The sequence below is a fragment of the Streptomyces sp. PSU-S4-23 genome, from assembly GCF_055632315.1.
On sequence record NZ_JBVMUU010000002.1, the window covers coordinates 6,739,413 to 6,762,302 of the forward strand.

A 22,890-nucleotide genomic window follows, 5' to 3' on the forward strand; every position below is an offset into this window, starting at 1 on the left:
CTCCGGGTGCGCGAGGATGCCCCCATGCACCGTGATCTACGCCTGACGGGCGTCGGCCGCCGTTACGGCCTCCGCGGCCCCTGGGTGCTGCGGGGCGTCGACCTCACGGTGCCGCCCGGCTCGCTGGTCCGTGTCGAGGGTGCGAACGGCAGCGGCAAGTCCACGCTCCTCCGCGTGCTCGCCGGCATCGACGCGCCCACCGAGGGCCGCATCACCGGGCGTCCGCGCACCGCGTACGTCCCCGAACGCTTCCCGGCCGCCCTTCCTTTCACGGCGTCCGGCTATCTCACCCACCTCGGCACCGTCCACGGCCTGTCCCGGCCCGCCGCCGCCCGCGCCGCCGAGGAGTGGCTCGAACGCTTCGGCGCCGCCGTGTACGCCCGGACGCCGATGGCGGAACTCTCCAAGGGCAGCAGCCAGAAGGTCGCCGTCGCCCAGGCCCTGCTGGCCGGGCCCGACCTGCTCGTCCTGGACGAGGCATGGACCGGTCTGGACGCCGCCGCCCGCGCGGAACTGGACCGCGCGGTCGCCGAGCGCACCGCCGCCGGCGCCGCGGTCGTCTTCGTCGACCATGATCCGCACCGGCTCGCGAGGGCGGCCGACGCCGCGTACCGCGTGGGTGGCGGGGGACTCGATCCGCTGCCGGACCACCGGACTTCGCCGTCCCCGGCCGGACCGTCCGTGGTCGTCGAGACTCGGGGAGCGGCCGACGCCCAACCGCCCGCCGACGCGCTGGCGATGACGACGTCGGTGGCCCGGACCCCCTCCGGCACCCTGCGTCTCACCGTGCCGGCGAGCCACTCCGACGTGCTGCTGCGCGCCCTGCTGGGCGCACGGCCACCCTGGCACGTGGTGAGCCTCGGCCCCGCCGCACCCCTCCTTGCCGACGCCGCACCCCGCGCACCAGAACCAGAGGCCGACGACCGCCGATGATCCCGCTCCTGCGCTACCAGACCGCCCTCCTTCTGCGCTCCCAGCGCTGGCTTCCCCCGTTCCTCCTGTACGCCGTCTTCCTCGCGATCGGCGTCCAGGGCGGGCAGCCGGTGCTGGACTCACTCGGGTACGCTGCCGCCGCCCTGTTGCCCGTCGCTGCCTGGCTCGTCCGCATCTGTGTGACCAACGAGCCGCCCGCTGCCCGGAGTTGCCTCGGCGCGGCGGCCGGGCCCGGGCGCGCCCACCTGGCATGTCTGCTCGTCGCGCTGGGCGCCTCGGCCGCCCTCGGCACGGCTGCGACCGCCGTGGTCACGCTCATCAGCAGCCATACCGGCGCCGACCACCGGATCCCGGTGCCCGCGATCGGGTCCGCCGGTGCCGGACTGATCGCGGCGGTGGTGTGCGCGCTGCTCGGCACGGCTGTCGGCGCGCTGACGACCTGGCCGGTGCTGCGCTCGCGGGGGCGCGCCGTCCCCGCGCTGATGCTCGCGGCCCTGCTCGCGCTGGTGGTGAGCGGCTCCCCGGCGCACGCGGCGGTCGGCGCTCTGGTGACCGGCTCGCAGTGGTCCAGGGTGCCGGTCCCGCTGCTGCCGCTCGCCGCCGCCGCGCTGGGCGCGGCGACGGCCATGGCGGTGGCCTGCTCGCTCACCAGGCGCCGCGCGTCCTGAGGACCGCGCGGTCACCCGGAGCAGGCCGTGCGCTGCGCCTCCTGCCACTCGCAGACCGGGCACAGCGTGATCCCCCTGGACGACTCCGGGTACTCCGTCGGCTCCCGGCACAGCACGCACTCGGCGAACGGCGTCCGGTCCGGCCCGTCCGCCACTTCGCCCGCCCCCGTCGCGCGGTCATCGCTCATGGCCCCAGCGTAGGCCGCCGCGCCGGTCCCGTGCCGCCGTCCCCGTCCCCGGCCCCGTCCCCGTCCCTGGCCCCGTCCCCGGCCCCGCCCCTGTCGCCCCCCTACCGCCGTCCGCGCGACGCCCCGATCAGCGCGGAGACCTTGACGAAGCGGTAGCCCTGCTTGCGCAGTTCGGGCACGACCGTGCGGACCGCGTCCTCGGTCACCGGGGCGGCGCTGCGCGTGCAGTGCAGGACGACCACGGAGCCGGGCCGTACCCCGTCCAGCACCTGCTGCGCGACGGCGTCCGCGTGCGTCGCGAACGCGTCCCCGCTCACCACGTCCCACTGCACCGCGGTGACACCGAGCGCGCCGATCGCCCGCAGCGCCTGGTCGTCGTAGCAGCCGCCGGGGAAGCGGAAGTACGGCATCGGATGGCTCACGCCCGCGGCGCGCAGGGCCGTGAAGGCACGCTCCACGTCGGAGCGCATCCGCTGCCGCGGCAGGACCGGGAGCCCGTAGCAGCTCGGGGTGAAGGAGTAGTGGCTGTAGGAGTGGTTGCCGACCTCGAAGAGCGGGTCCGCCGCGATCGCCCGGGCTTCATCGGGGTACTGCTCGGCCCACCGTCCCGTCATGAACACCGTCGCCGGCACCTTCAGCGCCCGCAGCGCGCCGATCAGCCCGGGGTTGTCGAAGTGCTCGCCGGCCGCCGCCCGGGGACCCTGGTCCGCGGTCATGTCCGCGTCGAAGGTGAGGGCGACCGTCTTGTCGAGCCGTGGCGCGTTCGTGAAGACGGGCGTCAGTCCACCGGGTCCGGGCGCGAGCGTGGCCGTCCTGGGAACGGCCGCCGCGGAGGGCGCGGCCGGAGCGGCGGTGCGCTGGGGCGTGCCGGAGGCCCCACAGGCGGCCAGTGCCGCGCCGAGGACGCACACGGCGGCGGTACGTCGTACAGATGTGATCACCGGGCGAACGTAACCAAGAAAATCCGATCAGCATCCCACTCTTCGCGGATGCCGGACGGGAACATCCATGACGTCACCCGCCCGGCCGATGCCCGGCCCGCCGCCCGCCCGGCCCGCCCCGCCCGCCCCTCCGGCCACTCGTCCGCCCCGGACACCGGGTCCCCGGGTCGCGTACCGGTCCGGCCCTGTACTCAATGGTGACGGGATCCGTTCGCGCGCCGATTGCCGGCCGGCAGGGAGGAGACCGGGCCCATGACCGCAGAGGGAAGGACGCCGCAGGAGGGTCCACGGGCGTACCGGCGCCGGGCTCACGCCACCGCCGCGCGCGGTGCCGTGATGACTCCGGCCGGGAGCCGGGCCCTGGCCCTGCTGCGGCTCGCACTCGGCTTCGTCTTCCTGTGGGCCTTCGCCGACAAGGCGTTCGGCTGGGGGTACGCCACCCCCTCCGAGAAGGCCTGGTTCAAGGGCGGGTCCCCCACCAAGGGCTACCTCGGCCGCGTACAGGTGGGGCCGATGGAGTCCACGTTCCACGACTGGGCCGGCGCCGCCTGGGCCGACTGGCTGTTCATGATCGGCCTGATCGCCGTCGGCGTGGCCTTCGTGGTGGGAGTCGCGCTGCTGCCCGCGGCCGTCGCGGGCGCCGCGATGCTGGTCCTCATGTGGATGGCCGAATGGCCACCAGCGCGGCACACCTCCGCCGGGGCGCCGAGCATGTCGACCAACCCCGTCGTCGACTACCACGCGGTCTACGCCCTGGCCCTCATCGCCCTGGCCCTGACCTGTTCCGGCGACACCTGGGGCCTGGGCCGGGCCTGGGCACGGTTGCCGTTCGTCCGGGGCAGGCGCTGGCTGCGGTGAGCCGCCGGCGCGCTCGCGTGCCGCTCAGGACTCCTTCAGCAGCCGCGCCCGGCACTCCGCCACGTCGAGGTCCGCCTCGGGGTAGCGGGGGTCCAGCTCCCGCAGGTGTTCCAGCAGCAGCCCGGCGACGGCCCAGTTGCGGTACCACTTGTGGTCGGCGGGGACCAGGTACCAGGGGGCCGCGGGGGTGGCGCAGCGGGTCAGGGCCGTCTCGTACGCCTGCCGGTACACCGGCCACAGGGCCCGCTCCTCGATGTCGCGGGGGTCGAACTTCCAGCGCTTGTCCGGTCTGTCGAGGCGCCGCAGCAGACGGCGGCGCTGCTCGTCGTAGGAGATGTGCAGGAAGCACTTCACGAGCGTGACACCGTCGTCCGCCAGGGCCTCCTCGAAGGCGTTGATCCGGTCGTAGCGGCTCTCGATCTCGTCCCGCGGGGCCAGGGAGCGGACCTTGGCGATCAGGACGTCCTCGTAGTGCGAGCGGTCGAAGATGCCGATCTCGCCGGGCTGCGGGAGCGCCTTCTCGACGCGCCACAGGAAGTCGTGCCGCCGCTCCTCGGGCGTCGGAGCCTTGAAGGCGCGGATACGGCAGCCCGCCGGGTTGAACAGACCGGCGACGTGCTTGACCGTGCCGCCCTTGCCGCTGGTGTCCATGCCCTGGAGCACCAGCAGCATCCGGCGGCGGTCCCCGGCGGTCGACGCGGCCCACAGGCGTTCCTGCAGACCGGCGAGGTCCTTGCCGAGCCGGGCGGTGGCCGCGCGCCCGGCGGACTTGCCCGCGGGCCCGCCGGGGGTGGCGCGGGCGTCGTGCGCGGACAGGTCGACGGACTCCCCGACGGGAAGCCGGAGCAGATCACGCAGGGGAGTCTCGTCGTGCTTCTTCGCCATCGTGGATCTCTTCCCGTCGCCTCCCCCGATGGTGCGCCGGGCCGGCGGGCGCGCGCTAGCGGTCCCAGAGGCGGGTGTCCCGCCGGGCGACGAGGGCCTCGATGCGGCGCAGCACCTCCCCGGCGGGCTGGGGGGTCAGGCGGCGGCCGTCGCGCAGCCGCAGCGCGACATGCTCGCCGGTGGCCTCCTCGGGACCGATCACCGCCTGGTAGGGAACCAGGCGCGCCGCCCGGACGCGCGCGCCCAGGGTGCCCTCCCCGGGGGCGGCCAGCCGGGCCCGCAGACCCCGGTCGGCACAGCGGCGCACCAGCCGCACGGACTGCTCCGACTCGGCGTCCGAGACGGGCAGGACCACCACCTGGGTCGGCGCCAGCCAGGCCGGGAAGGCCCCGCCGTGTGCCTCCAGCAGATGGGCGACGGCACGCTCCAGGCTGCCGATGACGCTGCGGTGGACCATCACCGGGCGGTGCCTGGCGCCGTCGGCGCCGATGTAGCGCAGGCCGAAGCGCTCCGGCTGGTGGAAGTCGATCTGCACGGTGGAGAGGGTGGACTCGCGGCCCGCCGGATCGGCGATCTGCACATCGATCTTGGGGCCGTAGAACGCGGCCTCGCCCTCCGCGGCCTCGTAGGCGATGCCACCGCGGTCCAGGACCTCGCGCAGCATCGCCGACGCCCGGCGCCACAGTTCGGGGTCCGCGACGTACTTGCCGCCCGGGCCGGGCAGCGACAGCCGGTGGCGGGCCGCCCGGATGCCGAGCGCCGCGTACGCCTCGCCGATCATCCGCAGTGCGCTCTCCGCCTCCTCGACCGCCTGCTCCAGGGTGCAGAAGACATGCGCGTCGTTGAGCTGGATCGCCCGTACGCGGGTCAGCCCGCCGAGCACACCGGAGGGCTCGGAACGGTACATGCCGCCCAACTCTGCGATACGGAGCGGCAGTTCACGGTAGCTGCGGGCGCGGGAGCGGTAGATCAGCGCATGGTGCGGGCACAGGCTGGGGCGCAGCACGACCTGCTCGCCGCCCAGTTCCATGGGAGGGAACATGTCCTCGCTGTAATGCGCCCAGTGCCCGGACAGCTCGTACAGCTCGCGCTTGCCGAGCACCGGCGAGTACACATGCCGGTAGCCCGCGCGGCGCTCGGCATCCCGGATGTACTCCTCCAGGGCGTGCCGGACGACGGCGCCGTCGGGCAGCCAGTACGGCAGGCCCGCGCCCATCAGCGGGTCGGTGCCGAACAGCTCCAGTTCGCGGCCGAGGCGGCGGTGGTCGTGCATGGCTCGGGTCTCCTCTCGGTGGCGGGTGGTACCCCGCTGCTCGGGCGAAGCCGGGAGATCGGGAGATCGGGGGAGAGTGCGGCCACACGGCGAAGCCCCGGGGCACTCGCCCCGGGGCTTCGGACTCGATCAGCAGTCAGCGCGCCGGGACACTCTCCGGCGTCGTCGTGCACATGGGGGCGCGCTGCATACCGGTGACACTAACGGCGGCCGCCCGGCGGCGCGCGGCATTTTCCGGCGGGTGCCGCGCGCCGGGCCCCGGCCCCGTGCCGGAGGGCGGGGCGGCGGGTGCCTCGGGCGGTCAGTCGCCGGGCGTGTCGGTCGTGAGGGACACGGGGGCGGCCTCGGAGGCCGGTGCCGGTGCCTCCACGGAGGGCGCCGGTGCCGAGCGCGTCGCGTCGCTCACCGAGGGCGCCGGTGCCGAGCGTGTCGCGTCGCTCACCGAGGGCGCCGGTGCCGAGCGTGTCGCGTCGCTCGCGGGGACCGCCTCGTGCTCATGGGTCGACCGCTCCAGGAACCGCAGCAGCTCCACCGGGAACGGCAGCACGAGCGTGGAGTTCTTCTCGGCCGCGACGGCCACCACCGTCTGCAGCAGCCGCAGCTGGAGCGCGGCGGGCTGGTCGGACATCACCGCGGCCGCCTCCGCCAGCTTCTTCGACGCCTGCAGCTCCGCGTCCGCGTTGATGACGCGTGCCCGGCGCTCGCGGTCCGCCTCCGCCTGGCGGGCCATCGACCGCTTCATCGTGTCCGGCAGGGACACGTCCTTGATCTCGACCCGGTCGATCTGCACGCCCCACCCCACGGCGGGGCTGTCGATCATCAGCTCCAGGCCCTGGTTGAGCTTCTCCCGGTTGGACAGCAGGTCGTCCAGATCGCTCTTGCCGATGATCGAGCGCAGCGAGGTCTGCGCCATCTGCGACACCGCGAACCGGTAGTCCTCGACGGTGATCAGCGCGCTCGCCGCGTCGACCACCCTGAAGTACACGACGGCGTCCACCCGCACGGTCACGTTGTCCCGCGTGATGCCCTCCTGCGCGGGGATCGGCAGTGTCACGATCTGCATGTTGACCTTCTGCAGCCGGTCGACCACGGGGATCACCGTGGTGAAGCCGGGCGGCCGGGGGTCGCCGAGGAGCCTGCCGAGACGGAAGACCACTCCGCGCTCGTACTGTTTGACGACCCGTGCCGCCGCCCAGAAGTACAGGAGCCCGACGGCACCGGCCGCCACGAGGGCACTCACCAGGTCCTGGAGCATGACGACCCCCTCACCGAGAGGTCTGGCAATGGTTGTCCCTTGTGCCTGCCCTTGCCACGATATTCCCCCGGGTACGGGGAAGCGAGGGACGACCGGTACCGCCCTTCAGCGGCCGGGCGTCAGCCGTACGGGCTCCGTGCCGTCCCCGCTGTGCCGGTGCGCCCAGTCGACCAGGGCCCTGCGGACGGCGTGGTCCAGGTGGTGCAGCCCGGACAGGTCGAGTCGGACCGGCCGGTCCCGCGGCAGCGCCTCCAGGCTGTCGAGGATCTTCGGCAGCCGCAGGAAGGTCGCGTTGCCCGACAGGTACGCCAGCACGGGACCCGCTCCCTTGTCGACGACCTCCAGCTTGATGTGCGAGGCCTGCCACGCGGTCTTCACCACGGACAGCGCCAGACCGATGAGCACGCCCTCGAACATCCCGACGGCGACGATGGACACCGCGGTGACCACGAGGATCAGCGCCTCACCCCGGTACTCGCGCCACAGTGCCACGATCTCCCGTACGGGGATGAGCTTGGCGCCCGAGTACACCAGGACGCCCGCGAGGGCCGGGACCGGCAGATACGCCAGCGCGGACGGGAGCAGCGCCGCGAACAGCAGCAGCCACACGCCGTGCAGTACCCGGCTCGCCCTGGTCCTGGCGCCCGCGTGCACATTCGCCGCGCTGCGCACGATCACCGCGGTCATGGGCAGCGCGCCGAGCAGCCCGCAGACGGTGTTGCCCGCGCCCTGCGCCATCAGTTCCCTGTCGTACTCGGTACGCGGACCGTCGTGCATCCGGTCCACGGCGGCCGCGCTGAACAGCGACTCGGCGGACGCGATCAGGGTGAACGCGACGACCGTGCCGAACAGGCCCACGCCGGCCGACTCGCCGAAGGCGCCCAGCGGCGGCGGCTGGACCGCGCCCAGCAGACCCCGCACCTCGACCGTGGCCACCGGCAGGCCGGACACCGCGGCGACGAGCGCGGCGAGACCGACGGCGGCGAGCGGTCCGGGAACCGAGCGCACCCGGCGCGGCACGCACCGCCATGCCATGAGGACGGCGACGGTGCCCGCGCCGAGCGCCAGCGAGGCGAGCGCGCGCGGGCTCGTGGCGGCGTCGGCGAGCACCCAGGGCAGCCCCGCCAGTTTCCGCAGGCCCGAGGCGGGGGCCCTGGACCCGGCCAGGGAGTAGAGCTGCCCGGCGATCAGGACGAGACCTATGCCGGCCAGCATGCCCTCCACCACGGAGACCGAGATGGCCCGGAACCAGCGCCCCAGCCTCAGCGCGCCCAGCAGGATCTGGAGCACTCCGGTGGCGAGCACGAGCACGCCGAGGACCGGCAGCCCGAACTCCCGGACCGCCTCGAAGACCAGCACGGTCAGCCCGGCCGCCGGCCCGGAGACCTGGAGGCTGCTGCCGCGCATCAGCCCGGTGACGATGCCGCCCACGACGCCGGTGACCAGCCCGAGTTCGGCGGGCACGCCGGAGGCGACGGCGACGCCCACGCACAGCGGGAGCGCGACCAGGAACACGACCAGGGAGGCGGCGACGTCCTGCCTGAGATACGGAAACCGCCTGGCAACGGTGAGATCGACGAGAGGCTGCATATGTCAGTTCCTCCTGGCGCGCCCGACGGCGCGTCGGTGTACGAGAACGTGGCAGATGCGGGTACGACGGCATGACCCCGCGTCGGCGCGCTCGGCCGACGGGGCGTGGGTGAGGGAGGGGAGCGGTCAGCCCGTACCCGGTGAACCGCTCAGTGGCGGGACACCCGAAGTGCCGCGGGAGCGGCGGGGGGTCTGGATGTCGGCGGGGGGACGGGCCGGGCGGCACGCGGGGCGGGGGCGGGGGCGGGAACGGGGATCAACGGGGCCGGAAGGACGGCGGAGGGAATCGTCGGGGCGAGCCGGACCGTCGTACCTCGTACCATGCGCCTCCCTCCCCGCTCGGGGCGTCCGCCGGTGGGCCTCGGTGCGTGCGCCGAGGGGCCGCCGCGGCACCACGGTATCCCGGCCGGCCCGTTTGCAGGGCCGGCTTTGCGCTGCGGGTAAAGAAGAGCCCAAAAACCGAGGTGGGAATGACCGGAACTCGTCGATGGCGTACGAGTGTTTGACTCTGCTACGCCGGGACGAGGCCCTTGGCGTCACGGGCGAGGGCGGTGAGGCGGGAGATGGCCCGGAAGTACTTCTTGCGGTAGCCGCCCCTCAGCATCTCCTCGCCGAACAGCCGGTCGAACGGCACTCCGGAGGCGAGCACCGGCACCTCGCGGTCGTAGAGCCGGTCCGCGAGCACGACGAGCCGCAGGGCCGTCGACTGGTCCGGCACCGGCCCGACGCCGGTCAGGCACACGGCCCGCACCCCGTCGGTCAGCGCGCCGTACCGGCTCGGGTGGACCCGGGCGAGGTGCTCCAGCAGGTGCGAGAAGTCGTCGAGCGAGGCGCCCTCGGTGGCGTACGCCGCCTTCGTCACCTGCTCCTCGCCGTACGGCGCCGGCGCCTCGGGCAGCCCGCGGTGGCGGTAGTCCTCGCCGTCGATGCGCAGCGTGCGGAAGCGGGCCGACAGGCCCTGGATCTCGCGCAGGAAGTCGGCGGCGGCGAAGCGCCCCTCGCCGAGCCTGCCCGGCAGGGTGTTGGAGGTGGCGGCGAGCGCGACACCCGCGTCGACGAGCTTGCCGAGCAGGGTGGAGACGAGGACGGTGTCACCGGGGTCGTCGAGTTCGAACTCGTCGATGCACAGCAGACGGTGGCCCGAGAGCGTCCGGACCGTCTGCTGGAAGCCGAGGGCGCCGACCAGGTTCGTCAGCTCCACGAAGGTGCCGAACGCCTTGAGGGCGGGCTCGGCGGGGGCCGCGTGCCAGAGGGAGGCCAGGAGGTGGGTCTTGCCGACGCCGTAGCCGCCGTCGAGGTACACACCGCGGGGCCCGGCGGGCGCCGTGGCGGCCTTCGTCTTCCCGAAGCCGAAGAACGACCGCCGCGCGGGCGCCGCCTGCGCACCGCCGAGACCGGCGGCGAAGCCGTCGAGCACGCGCACCGCCTCGCTCTGGCTGGGCCGGGCCGGGTCCGGGATGTACGTCGCGAAGCGGACCGAGTCGAACCGCGGCGGCGGCACCATCTCGGCCACGAGCCGGTCGGCGGGGACGTGCGGCTCACGGGCGCACAGGGACAGCGGGGCCGCTTCGGTTATCGGTGCGGTCCGGGAGGCGGCGGTGGAAGACGACACGGTTCACCACTCTAAAGGCCGTGACACACTGCACGGCATGCGACGCCTGTTCCCTGTGACCGACGAGACAGCGGCCCGGCCGGCCGCGCGTCCCGGAGACGGTCTCGTCGACCGCGACTGGACCCTGGAGGAACTGGCGGCGGCGTACGCCTACCCCGAGCCCGCTCCCGGCGGCCGGGAGCCCTGGCTGCGCGCCAACATGGTCTCCACGCTCGACGGCGCCGCCCAGCACGAGGGGCGTTCCCAGCCCATCTCCGGCGCCGCCGACATGCGGATCTTCGGCGTGCTGCGGGGGCTCGCGGACGCCGTGATCGTCGGCGCCGAGACGGTACGGCAGGAGCGGTACCGCCCGGCCCGCGCGCGTGAGGGTTTCGCCGCGCTGCGGAAGGCGGCCGGGCAGGGCCCCGCGCCCGCGATCGCCGTGGTGAGCGCGAGCCTGGAGCTGGACTTCTCGCTGCCGCTGTTCACCTCGCCCCTGGTGCCCACGCTTCTGCTCACCGGGGCCGCGGCCGCGCCGGACCGGGTCGCGGCCGCCGAGCGGGCGGGCGCCCGGGTGGTGATCGCCGGGGACGGCATGGGGGTGGAGCCGGCCCGCGCCGTCCGCGCCCTCGCGGAGCTCGGCCTGACCCGGCTGCTGACCGAGGGCGGCCCGCGCCTGCTGGGGCAGCTGGTCGCCGCCGGGGTGCTGGACGAACTGTGTCTGACCGTGTCCCCGATGCTGACGGCGGGCGACGCGCAGCGGATCGCCGGGGGACCCTCGGTCGCGGTGCCCAAGAGGTTCGCGCTGGTGTCGTTGCTGGAGGACGAGGGGTTCCTGTTCGGCCGCTACCAGCGGACCTGAGGGCCGTCACCGCCGGACCTGACGGCACGGAGCGTGACCGTCACGGCCGTTTGTTCCGATATGCGCCTGTATATCCGTGACATCGTGGAATTACCCGTTCCGTTCGATCTGTGGCGGGCACACTGAAAAGCCGCAGATCCCGTGCCCTCACGGGGCAGGATGGTTTCCGCAGGGCCTCGACGGCCCACGGAGGAGAGAGGCCCCGGGCCTCGAAGGAGAAAAGGGGCGCCTGTCGTGTTCACGAGCGTACTGATGATCGAGAAGGCCCTCACGTCCGCCGACGTGGAGTTCGTCACCACGTTGCACGGGGAGGAAGCCGTTTTCTTCCACGTCCTGCTGCAGCCCCGCGGCGACCAGGCGGACCGCCTGCTGCGGGCCATCGACGACATCGCCATGGGCGAGCTGGACGAGGCGGCGCACGAGCGGGAGACCCCGGAGGGCGAGCAGGCCGCGGCCCTGGGACGGCAGGCCCTGGAGGTGTCGCTGTCCGCGCTGCGCGCGGCGGGCAGCGAGGCGGAGGGCCGCATCGTCGAGGACCACCCCCTGGACGCGCTCAAGTCGCTGGTCGAGGAGGTCGAGGCGGACGAGGTGCTCGTACTGACCGACCCGCACTACGTGGAGGAGTTCTTCCACCGGGACTGGGCGTCGAGGGCCCGGCACAAGGTGGGCGTGCCGGTGCTGAAGCTGTTCTCGCACCGCAAGGCGTAGCGGGCCGTCGGTGTACATGATCCCCGGTGCCACGGCATAGGCTGGGCCGCTGAACCCACGCCGTACCAGCACTCAGGAGACATGCATGGCACCCGGCCTCCCCACCGCCATGGACCGACCGCACTTCATCGGCATCGGCGGCGCCGGAATGTCGGGCATCGCGAAGATCCTCGCGCAGCGCGGGGCGAAGGTGGCGGGCAGCGACGCGAAGGACTCGCCGACCGCCGCGGCCCTGCGGGCGCTGGGCGTGACGGTGCACATCGGGCACGCGGCCGGGAACCTCGCCGACGACGCCACCTGCGTCGTCGTCTCCTCCGCGATCCGTGCGGACAACCCGGAGCTGGCGCGCGCGGCCGAACGGAACATTCCCGTGGTCCACCGCTCCGACGCCCTGGCCCGCCTGATGGACGGCCTGCGCCCGATCGCGGTCGCCGGCACCCACGGCAAGACGACCACGACGTCGATGCTCGCGGTGTCCCTGACCGAACTGGGCCTGAACCCGTCGTACGCGATCGGCGGCGACCTGGACGCCCCCGGCTCGAACGCCCTGCACGGCGACGGCGAGATCTTCGTCGCGGAGGCCGACGAGAGCGACCGCAGCTTCCACACGTACGCCCCGGAGGTCGCGATCGTCCTCAACGTCGAGCTGGACCACCACGCGAACTACGCGTCCATGGAGGAGATCTACGAGTCCTTCCAGACCTTCGCGGGGCGGATCGTGCCCGGCGGCACGCTGGTGATCTCCGCGGACCACGAGGGCGCGCGCGAGCTGACGCGGCGGCTGGACGGCTCGGTGCGGACGGTGACGTACGGCGAGTCGGAATCCGCCGACGTGCGCATCCTGTCGATCGTCCCGCAGGGCCTGAAGAGCCGGGTGACGGTGGACCTGGACGGCTCGGAGCGGACCTTCACGGTCTCCGTCCCCGGCCGCCACTACGCGCAGAACGCCGTGGCCGCGCTGGCGGCGGGCGTCGCGCTGGGCGTCCCGGCCGCGGAACTGGCCCCGGCCCTGGCCGCCTACACCGGGGTGAAGCGCCGCCTCCAGCTCAAGGGCGAGGCGGCCGGCGTACAGGTCGTCGACTCCTACGCGCACCACCCCACCGAGATGACCGCGGACCTGGAGGCGATGCGGGCCGCCGCCGAGGGCCGCATCCTCGTGGTCTTCCAGCCCCACCTCTTCTCCCGCACCCAGGAACTGGGCAAGGAGATGGGCGAGGCGCTGGCCCTGGCCGACGCGTCGGTCGTCATGGACATCTACCCGGCCCGTGAGGACCCGGTCCCGGGCGTGACGAGCGAGCTGATCATCGAGGCGGCCCGGGCGGCCGGCGCGGACGTGCAGGCCGTCCACGACCGGGAGGAGGTCCCGGCGGCCGTGGCGGGAATGGCCAAGCCCGGCGACCTGGTTCTCACCATGGGCGCGGGTGACGTCACGGACCTGGGCCCGCGGATCCTGGACCGTCTGCCGAAGTGAGGGGCTGACACGCATGACGTACGACGTCGAGAAGCCGGACGAGCAGTGGCGCGCGGAGCTGACCCCGGCCGAGTACGCGGTCCTGCGCCGGGCCGGCACGGAGCCCGCGTTCAGCGGTGAGTACACGGACACCAAGACCGAGGGCGTCTACTCCTGCCGCGCCTGCGGCGCCGAACTCTTCACCTCCGACACGAAGTTCGAGTCCCCCTGCGGCTGGCCGAGTTTCTACGACCCGCGCGACACGGAGGCCGTGGAACTCGTGCCCGACCATTCGCACGGGATGGTGCGGACGGAGGTGCGGTGCGCTCGTTGTGGTTCTCACCTCGGCCATGTCTTCGAGGGCGAGGGGTATCCGACGCCGACGGACCAGCGGTACTGCATCAACTCGATCTCGTTGCGGCTGACGCCGGACGAGGGATGAACGCAATCAGCTGACGATGGACCGGATGATGCCCGTAACAGGGGGTTCTGCGCGGGCATCGTCACGTCACGTCGCGCCGGTGGTCGAGGCTTCGGGGTATCGCTCGTCCGGTCTGACGGCCGTCACGAGCGCGCTTGCCGGGCTGGTGCTGCATCGAGCCGGCCCGCGCAGGCGGCGCCGGGGCCACCTCCGGCCGACGCAACGAGCGCAGGCCGGCGGCGCTCGTGCGGGTGCCGGCCGTGTCGGACGACGCTTCTGACGCCGGGGGATCCGGCGGGCGAACAGATCGCCGCCGGCCCGCGCGAGTTGCCGCCGAATCGGCGGCGTGTGCCCGTGCTCGTCCTCGGAACGACCTCAGGAGTACCGCGGCCTCGGACCCTGGTGCACGCTCCCCACCAAGCAGTTGGTAACCCCCCGGCCGACCGCCGAACGGACCGAAGAGGGTGGCATCAGGCAGTACCGCAGCCAAGGCGTTGCCGCCCGGGGATACCGCTCGCCCCTCGACGGCGAGGAGTGGGACAGCGGTTGGTGGACTACCCGGAGCAGCACGCCCGCCGTGCTCGCCGCGCAGCACCGGTTCCCGTGGGTTTCTGCCACGCCATCCTGTACCGCACCTCACAAGAGCGGCTGTTGCCACCGTGGTGGAGGCGAACTCATCGCCTGGCGGAGAGCACTCGCCGGGACTTGTTCGGTGCTGGGCGGCGGGCCCCAGGCCCGGATCACACTGCTCTGTCACCCGGGTTGCCGGGCGTAGGGTTCCAGATCGTCCAGGAGGGTATCCGCCATGTGTTCTTCGAGGACGGCCGTGCCGCACCGGCGCAGGGCGGGCATGAGGTCCGGGTCCCAGGGGGCGTCGGTGAGACGGCCTGGCGGCGGGCCGGCCGGGAAGAGCGCGCGAGCCGAGCCGTAGTCGGCTGCGGACATGCGCCAAGTGCTCGCTCCCGTGGCCGCGAGGACGTGTGCGGCGATGCGCAGGCCTTCGCCGTCGAAGTCGCCGTGGTAGTGCAACGGGGCGCCTGCGGCGGCGAGTTGGCGCAGGAGAAGGACAACCGCGCTGTTCGGCCAGCCCGCCGTGCACACCAGGGGCGGGCAGGCGGGGCCGTAGCGGCGCAGCGCCAGGGCGAGGATGCTCGGGTTCTCGGTGATATGGACGGCCGTCGGACGCAGTCGCAGGTCGCCGGGGTCGCGGAGCTGAGCCAGGGTGAGGCGCGTGGCGTGGCCGGCTTCCGCGTACGCGGTGAGGGCGCGGGCTACCGGGCCGGTGCCGGCGGGGCGCAGGCCGGCTGTCAGGGCGGTGGTGGACAGGGCGTCGTCGGCGATGCCGGCCCTGCTCCACAGGGCCCGGCGGTCGGCGGCAGAGGCGGACGGGTCGGTGCCGTGCAGGGCGGCCAGGGCGCGCAGCACCACGCCGGCCAGCCGGGTGCCGTCGTCCAGGGCATGGGCGTCGCCCAGGCGGGCGGCCGCGAACACCGGCAGCGGATCACCGGGGGCGGGGAGGGCCGAGAGGACGGCCAGGGCGTCCCGCAGGAGGAGGCGGGTTGCGTCGACCGAGCCCCGTACGAGGCCCGAGCGGCGCAGGTGTGCCGTCCACGGGGCGAGCGCGGGCTGGGCCGTGACCACGGGATGGGACTCCAGCCACTGCCACAGCGCGGCGCGGTCGGCGCGGTCGGCCTCCCGGTCCGCCGCGCGGTCGCCCAGCGGGCCGAGGACGGCCTCGGCCACGGCCCGGCTGTCCGCGCCGACGCCGGCGAGCAGCGCCTCGTCCAGGCGGGCCAGCGGCACCGTCGTACGGGCGTCGGGCAGTCGGTCCAGGCCGAGCAGATCGGCGAGCGCCTCCCGGGCCGGGAGGTCGAGCGGGCCGACCGTCACACGGCTGACCGGGCGGCCCGAGGACAGCCGGTCGTGCACCGCCCGCCACAGGGCCGCGAGTTCGGGGCGGTCGAGCTCATGTCGGGCCCGGCGGCTCATGCCGGGGCCTCGTCCGGCAGCAGCCCGGTGCCGTCCCACACGAAGCGGGCGGTGGTCACGGCGTCGTCGTCCTTGTCGGTGATCAGCTGGTGGACGGCGATGCCGTCGAGTTCACGGTAGGTGCACCACTCGTGGTCGGAGGTGAGCAGCAGGTCCAGGTCGAGGGAGCACAGCAGAGCGAAGACCTGCCCCCGGTTGGTGGCGTCGACGCCGACGAACACCTCGTCGAGCAGGATCAGCCGGGGCGCCTCGGGCACCGCGTGATAGTGCGCGGCGACCGCCGCGAACAGCGGCAGATGCAGCGCGATGGCCTTCTCGCCACCCGACAGAGCCCCGTGCAGCTTCTTCGTCAGCAGCTGCCAGCCGTGGCTGCTGGCCCGGTCGAGCCGGACCACGAACTGGTGCCAGGCCGTGTAATCGAGGACCTGCGCGAGTTGTTCCTCCCAGCTGCCCGCCGTCTGGCTCGCCCTGGCCTCCTCGATGCGTTCGCGAAAGAACCGGTGCAGCGCCTCGTGGTCGGCGTCGGTGAGCCGGACCGGGTCCTTCAGCAGCAGGTCGCGGGCGGCGCGGGTGCCGGGCGGCAGCGCGGGGTCGACCTGCCACACGAGCTGCACGGCGACCCGGGAGGCGGTGCGCACCCGCTCCAGGCGGGCGTTCATGGTGTCGACCAGCTCGTTCGCCTGCCGGATGCGGGAGGCGAGATGCCGCCGGGTGTCCCCGGTCAGGATCCGGTCGAACAGGCCGCGCTCCCCGGCAGTGATGTCGTCCTGCCCGCGGTCGCGTTCCTCGGCCAGCGCGGCGAGCAGACCGGACGCGCCCAGCAGCGTGCCGTCGACCGAGGCGGTGAGGACGTGCAGGTCCTCCTGCGCCTCCAGATGGACGTCGGCGCGCTCGCCGATCGTCTCGGCGGTGGCGTACCGGGTCTCGGCCAGGCGCTCCAGGGCGTCCGCGATGTTCTTGGGGGAGTGCGGTACGGCGGAGAAGCGAGCGGCGGTCGCCCGCGCGGCCTCCAGTGTGGCCGTCACCTTCGCGTCGGGTGCCAACACGACTCCGTCCAGGTCGGCGTCGGTGCCCAGACCGAGCGCCAGGCAGCGGCGCAGCCGTTCGGCGGCCGTGTCGCGGACGGTGATCGCCGCATCGCGCTGCTCGGCCGCAGTGGTGCGCTGGCTGTCCAACGAGCCGATGATCGTGGCCAGTTCGAGGAGCGTCTGGTTCAGCTGCCGACCGGTGCGTTCGAGCCGGCCGGCCTCGGTGCGCAGTTCCTCGATACGGGTGAGGACGTCCTCGTACTGAGCGCCCGCGGTGCGCTCCGCCTCTTCCAGGGCGGCCGTGAGGGAGCCCACCTCGGCCTCCGCTCTCCGGGTCTCGGCCTCGCGTTCCTCGGCGCCGCGTCCCGCGCGCTCGGCACGCCTGTCGACCTCGGCGGCAGCGTTGAGCAGGGCGGCCAGCCGCACCGAGGCCAGCAGCCACTGGTCCGCCGCCTCGCGCAGCGTCTCGGTGTGCTCGACGAGCCGGCTCAGGGCCTTCTCGTCGGCGGGCAGGCCGTGTTCCGCGGCGAGCGCGTCGAGGGCCTGCCGGGCCAGGGCCACCTCGCGCTCACGGCCGGCGAGCACCGCGGTGGCGGTTCGTACGGCGTCGTCGCGGGCGGCGGCATCCGCCTCGGCCCGGTCCAGCGCACGGCGGGCCGCGGTCACCGGACCGTGGCCGGGGCGGCCGTGCCGCTCCAGGTCCAGGGTGCGGCGGCGGTCGGCGAGCAGCGCGATATCGGTCTCGCAGGACCGGATCGATGCGTCCGACTCCTTGATGCGGGCGACGAGTTCATCGATACGGCGACGGCGGGCGCGCTCGCGTGCCGCGGCTCCGATGTGGGCCGACTCGGGCTTGGCCCAGCTGCCGGTCACGGCGGCGAGCCGCCAGGTGCCGTCCGCACCGACGGCGGCCGCCGGGCCGTCCGGGAGCGTGTCGCCGTACGCGATCGAGGACAGCAGCCGCTCGATCCGCGCGGCATGTACGGGGGCGTCGGGCTCCGGCCGCAGGACCTCCGTCAGGTTCCGGCCGGTCACGGCCGCCGGGGACCACTCCGCCTCCGCGAACGTGTCGTGCCCGACGGCCACCAGCCCGCCGAACGGTCCGACCCAGGCGTCCAGCAGCCCCGACGCCTCCAAGGCGGCCTCGACGGCGGCCTGTTGGGCGGTCGGTACGGTGTCGTGGAAGGCGACCAGCCGCCACAGGGGAGCCCCTGGCAGTGCGCTGCGGTCGGCAGTGCGGGTGCGCGGCGGCTCAGGCGGCAGATCGGTCGTCGCCTCCAGGCGGGCCGCCTTCTCGGCTGCCGATGCACGCTCGGCGACGAGGATCTGGTGGCGCTGCCCCGCTATGGTCTCGGCGGTGGTCAACTCCCTTTCCACGGAACGTGCCACGGCCTCCGAGATCGCCAGCACCTCGGCCTCGGAGGCAGCCTGCTCCGCCAGCTCCCGGACGGCGGCCTCGCCGAAGCGCAGCTCCGTGCAGCCGCGCGCCCACTCCTCCAGCCGTACGGCCTGCGCCTCGACCTCCGTCGCGTACGTCCCGGCCGTCACCTCTCGCCGAGTGCTCGCCTCGGCCAGCGCCGCCCGCGTCACCTCCAGGGCCTCCTCGGCCGCCGTCCGGGCCCGCAGTGCGCCCCGGTGCGTCTCCACCGTGCCCCGCACCTCGGCGATCTGCCCGAGCCGGCCGCGCACCGCGCCGGAGATGAGCTGCCGGGCACGGTTGACCTCGCCGTCCGCGAGCACCGTCGCCGTCTCGGCGCAGGCCGTGGTGAGACCGGCCGCCCGCGCGGCCTGCCAGGTCTCCTCCTCGGCGGCGCGTGCCCGGCCCTGCTGGGCGTCGGCCTCCCGACGGGCCTGAGCCGCGCGGCCCGCCTCCTCCTCCGCCTCGGCCTGTGCCGCGTCCGCCGCGGCGCGCCGCTCCTGAGCGGTGGCCCGGGCCTGGCCGGCCTGGCGGCGCAGCCGGTCCAGTTCACGGCCTTGGCGGTACTCCTCCGAGTCGGTCAGTACCTCGATCCGGGACACCAGCTCCCCGGCCAGCTCCTGTACCTCGGTCAACTGCCGTTCTGCCACGGCTCGTTCGGTGACCGCGCGCTCGAAGGCATCCTCGGTCTCGCGGGCGCTGCGGGTGCGGTTGTCCATCTCCGTGGTCGCGGAGATCAGTTCGGCGGCGCGGGCCCGCAGGACGCGCTGGGCGTACGCGCGCTGGCGTGCGGCGAGCCGCCCGGCGGCCTCCACCCGCTCGTCCATGCGCGCCAGTTCCTCCCGCCGACGGTCCAACCGCTCGAAGCCGTCGGCCAGTTCGGATATCTCGTCGCGGTCCAGTGGCGGCAGGGCGCGCGAGAGCAGCGTGGACAGCAGGGATGGGTCGAGCCGCTCGGAGAGTTTCGGGGTACGCAGCTGCAGCAGTGCGGTGATCAGGGCGTCGTACCGCTGCTCGGGCAGCCCGGGGAACAGCGTCTGCCGCACCGCCGCCCGGTAGTCGGCGGCCGTGTCGTGCACCTCGCCGCGACCGGCCAGCGCCTCCTTCAGGGCGGCCACGGACAGCGGCTGTCCCGCCTCGCCCACCAGCGGCAGCCCGTCGTCCGGGGCGATACGGGCCCGTACGGTGAAGAAGTCGACGCCGACCGACGTCGTACGTGAGGTGGCCTGGAGTCGTGCCCCGATGGTGAACCATCGGGGGCCGTCGGCCGTGTCAGTGCGGAACTCCAGCCACACGTAGCCGACCCGGGTGACGCCTGCGGCGCCCTCGCCCATGAGGTTCCAGTGCATGGTGCGCTCGCTGCCGCCGAACGTGGACAGCCGGTTGGGCTTCAGACTCGCGTCGAACAGGAAGGGCAGCAGCACCTCCAGCGCCTTCGACTTGCCCGTGCCGTTGGGCCCGCGCAGCAGCAGGCGTCCCCGGTGGAAGGTGAACACCTCGTCGTAGTACCGCCACACGTTGAGCACACCGGCCCGCGACGGGCGCCAGCGCCCCGCCTCCTGGCGGCGCGAGCCGGGGACCCCGGCCAGCTCGGTCACCGTCATCGCCCGGTCCTTTCGTCACGCTGGTCGATGCCCGACAGCCGGTAACGCGCCGCGCCGGGACGGGCGGTGACCCTGCCCGCGTCGCTGTGCGCGAGACCGAACCGGACCAGGACCCGTACGGCGTCCTCGGCCAGCCGCGCGGCGCCGTCCTCGGAGCGATACGCCTTGCCCCAGGCCGGGAAACGGGCAAGGAGGCCCTCCGCCTCGACGGCCAGCCGTGCGGCGGAGCAGCCGTCGGCCGTCTCACCGATTGCGTCGAGCAGGAGCAGGGCGGCGACCTTGGCGTGCGAGGAGTCGTCCGGGAACTTCTCGTCCGTGGCCACGGCCTCCGGGTCGGCCAGCAGCCAGCCCTCGGCACGCTCCTCCAGCACGAACCCCGCCTGCTCGGCGGCCCGCCGCATGACCTGCCGTCCCGTCAGCGAGGACAGATAACCGAGCTGAGCGTCCGTCAACTCTTCCCGGTACACGACCGGATCGTCGAAGAGCCGGCGCAGCACCGTGTGCCGCAGCCACAGTGTGTGCTGCGCCGCCGACGCCTCCTCCTCTCCGCTGCCGTACCGCCGCTCCTTGGTCAGTGCGGTCAGCAACTCCCCGAAATTCCCTGGTATCTCGCCGGAACCGGTCCCGGTCGCGGCGGAGATCCGGGAGGGACTGCCCGGTGCCGCGAGCAGTCGCACCAGCACACTCGCCTGCACGCGGTACAGCACTTTCGCGTCGGCCGACTCCGTGTACGACTCGGTCGCCCCGTCGAGCACCGTGACCGCCCCGTAGGACTCCAGCAGACGCAGGACGTCGACGAACGCCATCCGCTCGCCGCGCTGCGCGGTGTCGAACGCGGGCAGTGCCTCGTCGGCGGACAGCGCCCGTGCCACCCGGTCGGCGAGCAGCCCCACGGTCGTCACCGGCACCGACAACAACTCGGCACAGGTGACGCAGAGCAGCACGTAGCGGCGGCGGTCCAGCGGGGCTCGGCCCGACCGCAGGCGGAGGGCCGGACGGTCCCCGCCGGCCGCGGTGCCATACGTGCGGACCTTGGACAGGCGGGCGTAGCCCTGGCGGGCCTCGACCACGAGCGGCCAGCCGAGCGTGTAGTCGAACCACCGGGTCAGCGGCTCGCGGCGGCGGCGCACCAGGTCGAAGGCGACCGGGTCGTCCTTTTCGGTGAGCAGCGGACGGGCCAGCAGGGTGCGGATACCCCGGGCCACCTCCTCACGCTCGGCGACGACCAGTTGGTTGGCAAGGTTGCTCATCCGGCTCTGCGCTCCGACTGAAGACCCCCGCCGGGTCTGCGATGCGGCGCTCCGCCCGCCGGGCGGATCTCGACCACGTAGTCCGGGGCCGTCAACCGCCCGTGCGTGGTGCGCAGGACCGCTCGGCCCGGCCCGTCCGGCGGGCGGAGCAGCACCTCCACCCGGCCGTCCCCGGTGACCGCGCGCCGCAGCCCTTCGGGGTCGGAGCGCACCGCCAGGGCCCGCCCCAGCAGATCGAGGAGCCGCTCGAACACCCGGTGGTCCAGCTCCCCGAAGTGTGACAGACGCACCGGCGCCGAAGTGCCGAGCAGATCCCAGGCGGCCTCCAGCTCGGCCCGCTCCGCCCTGGCCCGCTCCGCGCGGGCGGCCTTCACCGCTGCCACGTCGCGCACCCGGCCCGTCCGCGTGAACCGCTCCGTACGTCCGCTGGAGCGCAGCAGTGCCGACACCTCGACCGGCGGGGCCTCGCCCCAGCCCATCGAGGCGGGCACGACCTCGGGGTCGGGGTGGACGAGGTGGGCGTGGCGGGCGGAGCCGAGCCCGAACGCCGTCGCCCACAGCATGTGCAGGTCCTCCTCCGCCGGGGCGAGGGCGAACCAGCGGGCCAGCTCCCGGAAGTCCTCAGCGGCGCTCGACGCCCTCAGCCGGGCCTGGTTGATCCGGTCCAGGACCTGCAGCAGCGTCACGATCGCCCGGCGCGCCACATGGTGCAGCTGCTCCACCCGGGCCGGGGCACCGTCCTCCGGCAGGAACCAGGCACGCAGCCCCTCCCAGCGGGCCCGCCGCGCCTGCAGCCAGGCGGGCGCCGGGTCACTGCCCGCGAGCGGCGGGAGCTCGGCCCCGGCCATCGCACGCCCGTGCAGCACGTCCACGCCCAGTTCCTCGACGCGGGCCACCGCCGCGGCGACGGCGTGCGCGCGCTGGTCGAGGTGGCTGAGGAACTCCTGCAGATACGCCACGGTCGCCGCCTTGACCTCGCGGAAGACGCCCATGTCCGCGCCGTCGGCGTGCAGCAGTCGCTGCAGTTCGCCGTTGAACTGCCTGGTGTTGGAGCGCAGCGCGTCCAGGTGCCCTTCCAGCTCCTGCAGCGTCGTGAAGACCTGCCGGTCGCCCGAGGAGGGATCCGTGAGCAGCGCCGCCAGGGCGTGCAGCCGTTCGGCGATCGCGTCCAGAACAGCGGTCTGCAGGGCACCGGACGAGGCGAGCACGGCCAGCGCGTGCTGCACTCCGGCGAACGCGGCCTCGCCGCGGCGGGTCAGGGAGTACTGCAGGTTCCGTCGCTCGTACTCCTCGGCCGTGCGGTAGTTGCCCGCGTGATTCTGTACGGCGTCCAGCAGCCGCCACTCCCGCAGCTGCCGCAGGGCCGCCACCAGATCCTCGTCGCCGAGCGCGTCGAACCAGCCCACACCGCGCAGGCGTTCGCGCACCTCGTCGAGGGACAGCGCGGTCACCAGCCGCTCGTTCGCCTCCCCGAAGGCACGCAGGATCGCGCTGTACAGCGGCGCCCGCTCGCCCGTCGTGAACCGGAACATGTCGGCCGGAACCCGCAGTGCCTGATCCACCCCGACCTCGCCGCCTCCTGTTCCTGTCCTGGTCATGTCCCGACCAGAGTACGGCGAGGGGCTCAGCATCCGCGCCGGTACATGCCGGCCCGGGGCCGGAACTGGCCGCGGAGCGGTCCGTCACCCGGACGAGGCATGCGGCTGCACTGGCCTTGGCGAACTGACAGGAAGGGCCCGATGCGTCACCGATGAGTGTGCATGCGAGAAGCACAGCGGCTGGCCGAGCTTCTACGACCCGCGCGACACGGAGGCTGTCGTGATGGTGTCACTGGTGCGAGTGGCCCAGCGGCATGCCGGCCCGACGAGTTGAGTGCCATCGACGCCTTGTCGATGTCGGGGCCCACCCCGGGCCGTCCGCCTGTGGGCCGGATCAAGGGCGCGGAGCCGCATCACATGAAGAAGTCCCACGCCTCTGCC

Annotated in this window: 17 protein-coding genes and 1 pseudogene; 7 read left to right on the forward strand and 11 right to left on the reverse strand. The window is 73.7% G+C overall.

The window, feature by feature from the left end; translation table 11 throughout:
- Positions 1-24: 24 nt before the first annotated feature.
- Both ACZ79I_RS30620 and ACZ79I_RS30625 read left to right on the forward strand, forming a co-directional pair.
- The gene (locus ACZ79I_RS30620) at positions 25-933 is read left to right on the forward strand and encodes an ABC transporter ATP-binding protein (protein WP_471501474.1); all 909 of its coding nucleotides are present in this window, start codon (positions 25-27) and stop codon (positions 931-933) included.
- Positions 930-1,601 carry an ABC transporter gene (locus ACZ79I_RS30625; RefSeq protein WP_471501476.1) on the forward strand — a complete coding sequence of 224 codons (672 nt, stop codon included), beginning with the start codon at positions 930-932 and terminating at the stop codon, positions 1,599-1,601. The genes ACZ79I_RS30620 and ACZ79I_RS30625 overlap by 4 nt, the downstream gene beginning before the upstream one ends.
- Positions 1,602-1,612: 11 nt before the next feature.
- Here ACZ79I_RS30625 and ACZ79I_RS30630 read toward each other — a convergent pair whose 3' ends face one another.
- Positions 1,613-1,789 carry a hypothetical protein gene (locus ACZ79I_RS30630; RefSeq protein WP_471501478.1) on the reverse strand — a complete coding sequence of 59 codons (177 nt, stop codon included), beginning with the start codon at positions 1,787-1,789 and terminating at the stop codon, positions 1,613-1,615.
- A gap of 101 nt (positions 1,790-1,890) precedes the next feature.
- The gene (locus tag ACZ79I_RS30635; RefSeq protein WP_471501480.1) at positions 1,891-2,730 is read right to left on the reverse strand and encodes a polysaccharide deacetylase family protein; all 840 of its coding nucleotides are present in this window, start codon (positions 2,728-2,730) and stop codon (positions 1,891-1,893) included.
- 252 nt (positions 2,731-2,982) lie between these two features.
- On the opposite strand from ACZ79I_RS30635, the gene ACZ79I_RS30640 reads away from it, so the two are divergent.
- Positions 2,983-3,588, forward strand: a complete 606-nt coding sequence (locus ACZ79I_RS30640) for a hypothetical protein (RefSeq protein WP_471501482.1) — start codon at positions 2,983-2,985, stop codon at positions 3,586-3,588.
- Positions 3,589-3,612: 24 nt separating this feature from the next.
- On the opposite strand, the gene ACZ79I_RS30645 is transcribed toward ACZ79I_RS30640, so the two are convergent.
- From ACZ79I_RS30645 to zapE, 5 genes and pseudogenes are all read right to left on the reverse strand, one after another.
- Entirely contained in the window at positions 3,613-4,473 is an 861-nt protein-coding gene (locus tag ACZ79I_RS30645) for a PPK2 family polyphosphate kinase (protein ID WP_471501484.1), read from the reverse strand.
- 55 nt (positions 4,474-4,528) lie between these two features.
- Positions 4,529-5,821 (reverse strand): annotated as a pseudogene (thrS, locus tag ACZ79I_RS30650) (threonine--tRNA ligase); the annotation flags it as partial.
- Positions 5,822-6,047: 226 nt separating this feature from the next.
- Positions 6,048-7,001, reverse strand: a complete 954-nt coding sequence (locus tag ACZ79I_RS30655; protein WP_471501486.1) for a slipin family protein — start codon at positions 6,999-7,001, stop codon at positions 6,048-6,050.
- Positions 7,002-7,106: 105 nt separating this feature from the next.
- Positions 7,107-8,591 (reverse strand): SulP family inorganic anion transporter, encoded by a 1,485-nt coding sequence (locus tag ACZ79I_RS30660; RefSeq protein ID WP_471501488.1) that lies wholly within the window; start codon positions 8,589-8,591, stop codon positions 7,107-7,109.
- 511 nt (positions 8,592-9,102) lie between these two features.
- Positions 9,103-10,203: a cell division protein ZapE gene (gene zapE, locus ACZ79I_RS30665; RefSeq protein ID WP_471501490.1), complete on the reverse strand. Its 1,101-nt coding sequence runs from the start codon at positions 10,201-10,203 to the stop codon at positions 9,103-9,105.
- 37 nt (positions 10,204-10,240) lie between these two features.
- Between zapE and ACZ79I_RS30670 the strand changes: the two genes are divergently transcribed.
- The 4 genes from ACZ79I_RS30670 to msrB all read left to right on the forward strand — a co-directional run bounded on the left by ACZ79I_RS30670 (position 10,241) and on the right by msrB (position 13,644).
- Positions 10,241-11,044 carry a pyrimidine reductase family protein gene (locus ACZ79I_RS30670; protein ID WP_471501492.1) on the forward strand — a complete coding sequence of 268 codons (804 nt, stop codon included), beginning with the start codon at positions 10,241-10,243 and terminating at the stop codon, positions 11,042-11,044.
- 234 nt (positions 11,045-11,278) lie between these two features.
- Positions 11,279-11,752: an indole-3-glycerol phosphate synthase gene (locus ACZ79I_RS30675; protein WP_471501494.1), complete on the forward strand. Its 474-nt coding sequence runs from the start codon at positions 11,279-11,281 to the stop codon at positions 11,750-11,752.
- A gap of 85 nt (positions 11,753-11,837) precedes the next feature.
- The gene (gene murC, locus ACZ79I_RS30680; RefSeq protein ID WP_471501496.1) at positions 11,838-13,223 is read left to right on the forward strand and encodes a UDP-N-acetylmuramate--L-alanine ligase; all 1,386 of its coding nucleotides are present in this window, start codon (positions 11,838-11,840) and stop codon (positions 13,221-13,223) included.
- A 13-nt stretch (positions 13,224-13,236) separates the two neighbouring features.
- The gene (gene msrB, locus ACZ79I_RS30685; protein ID WP_471501498.1) at positions 13,237-13,644 is read left to right on the forward strand and encodes a peptide-methionine (R)-S-oxide reductase MsrB; all 408 of its coding nucleotides are present in this window, start codon (positions 13,237-13,239) and stop codon (positions 13,642-13,644) included.
- 732 nt (positions 13,645-14,376) lie between these two features.
- On the opposite strand, the gene ACZ79I_RS30690 is transcribed toward msrB, so the two are convergent.
- The 4 genes from ACZ79I_RS30690 to ACZ79I_RS30705 are packed head-to-tail and all read right to left on the reverse strand — an operon-like array spanning position 14,377 to position 22,509.
- Positions 14,377-15,612, reverse strand: coding sequence for a TIGR02679 family protein (locus ACZ79I_RS30690; protein ID WP_471501500.1), 1,236 nt, complete (start codon positions 15,610-15,612; stop codon positions 14,377-14,379).
- Positions 15,609-19,661 (reverse strand): TIGR02680 family protein, encoded by a 4,053-nt coding sequence (locus ACZ79I_RS30695; protein WP_471501502.1) that lies wholly within the window; start codon positions 19,659-19,661, stop codon positions 15,609-15,611. The genes ACZ79I_RS30690 and ACZ79I_RS30695 overlap by 4 nt, the downstream gene beginning before the upstream one ends.
- Positions 19,658-20,911 carry a TIGR02678 family protein gene (locus ACZ79I_RS30700; RefSeq protein ID WP_471501504.1) on the reverse strand — a complete coding sequence of 418 codons (1,254 nt, stop codon included), beginning with the start codon at positions 20,909-20,911 and terminating at the stop codon, positions 19,658-19,660. Before ACZ79I_RS30700 ends, ACZ79I_RS30695 begins: the two co-directional genes overlap by 4 nt.
- The gene (locus tag ACZ79I_RS30705; protein ID WP_471501506.1) at positions 20,908-22,509 is read right to left on the reverse strand and encodes a TIGR02677 family protein; all 1,602 of its coding nucleotides are present in this window, start codon (positions 22,507-22,509) and stop codon (positions 20,908-20,910) included. Before ACZ79I_RS30705 ends, ACZ79I_RS30700 begins: the two co-directional genes overlap by 4 nt.
- Positions 22,510-22,890: the final 381 nt, after the last annotated feature.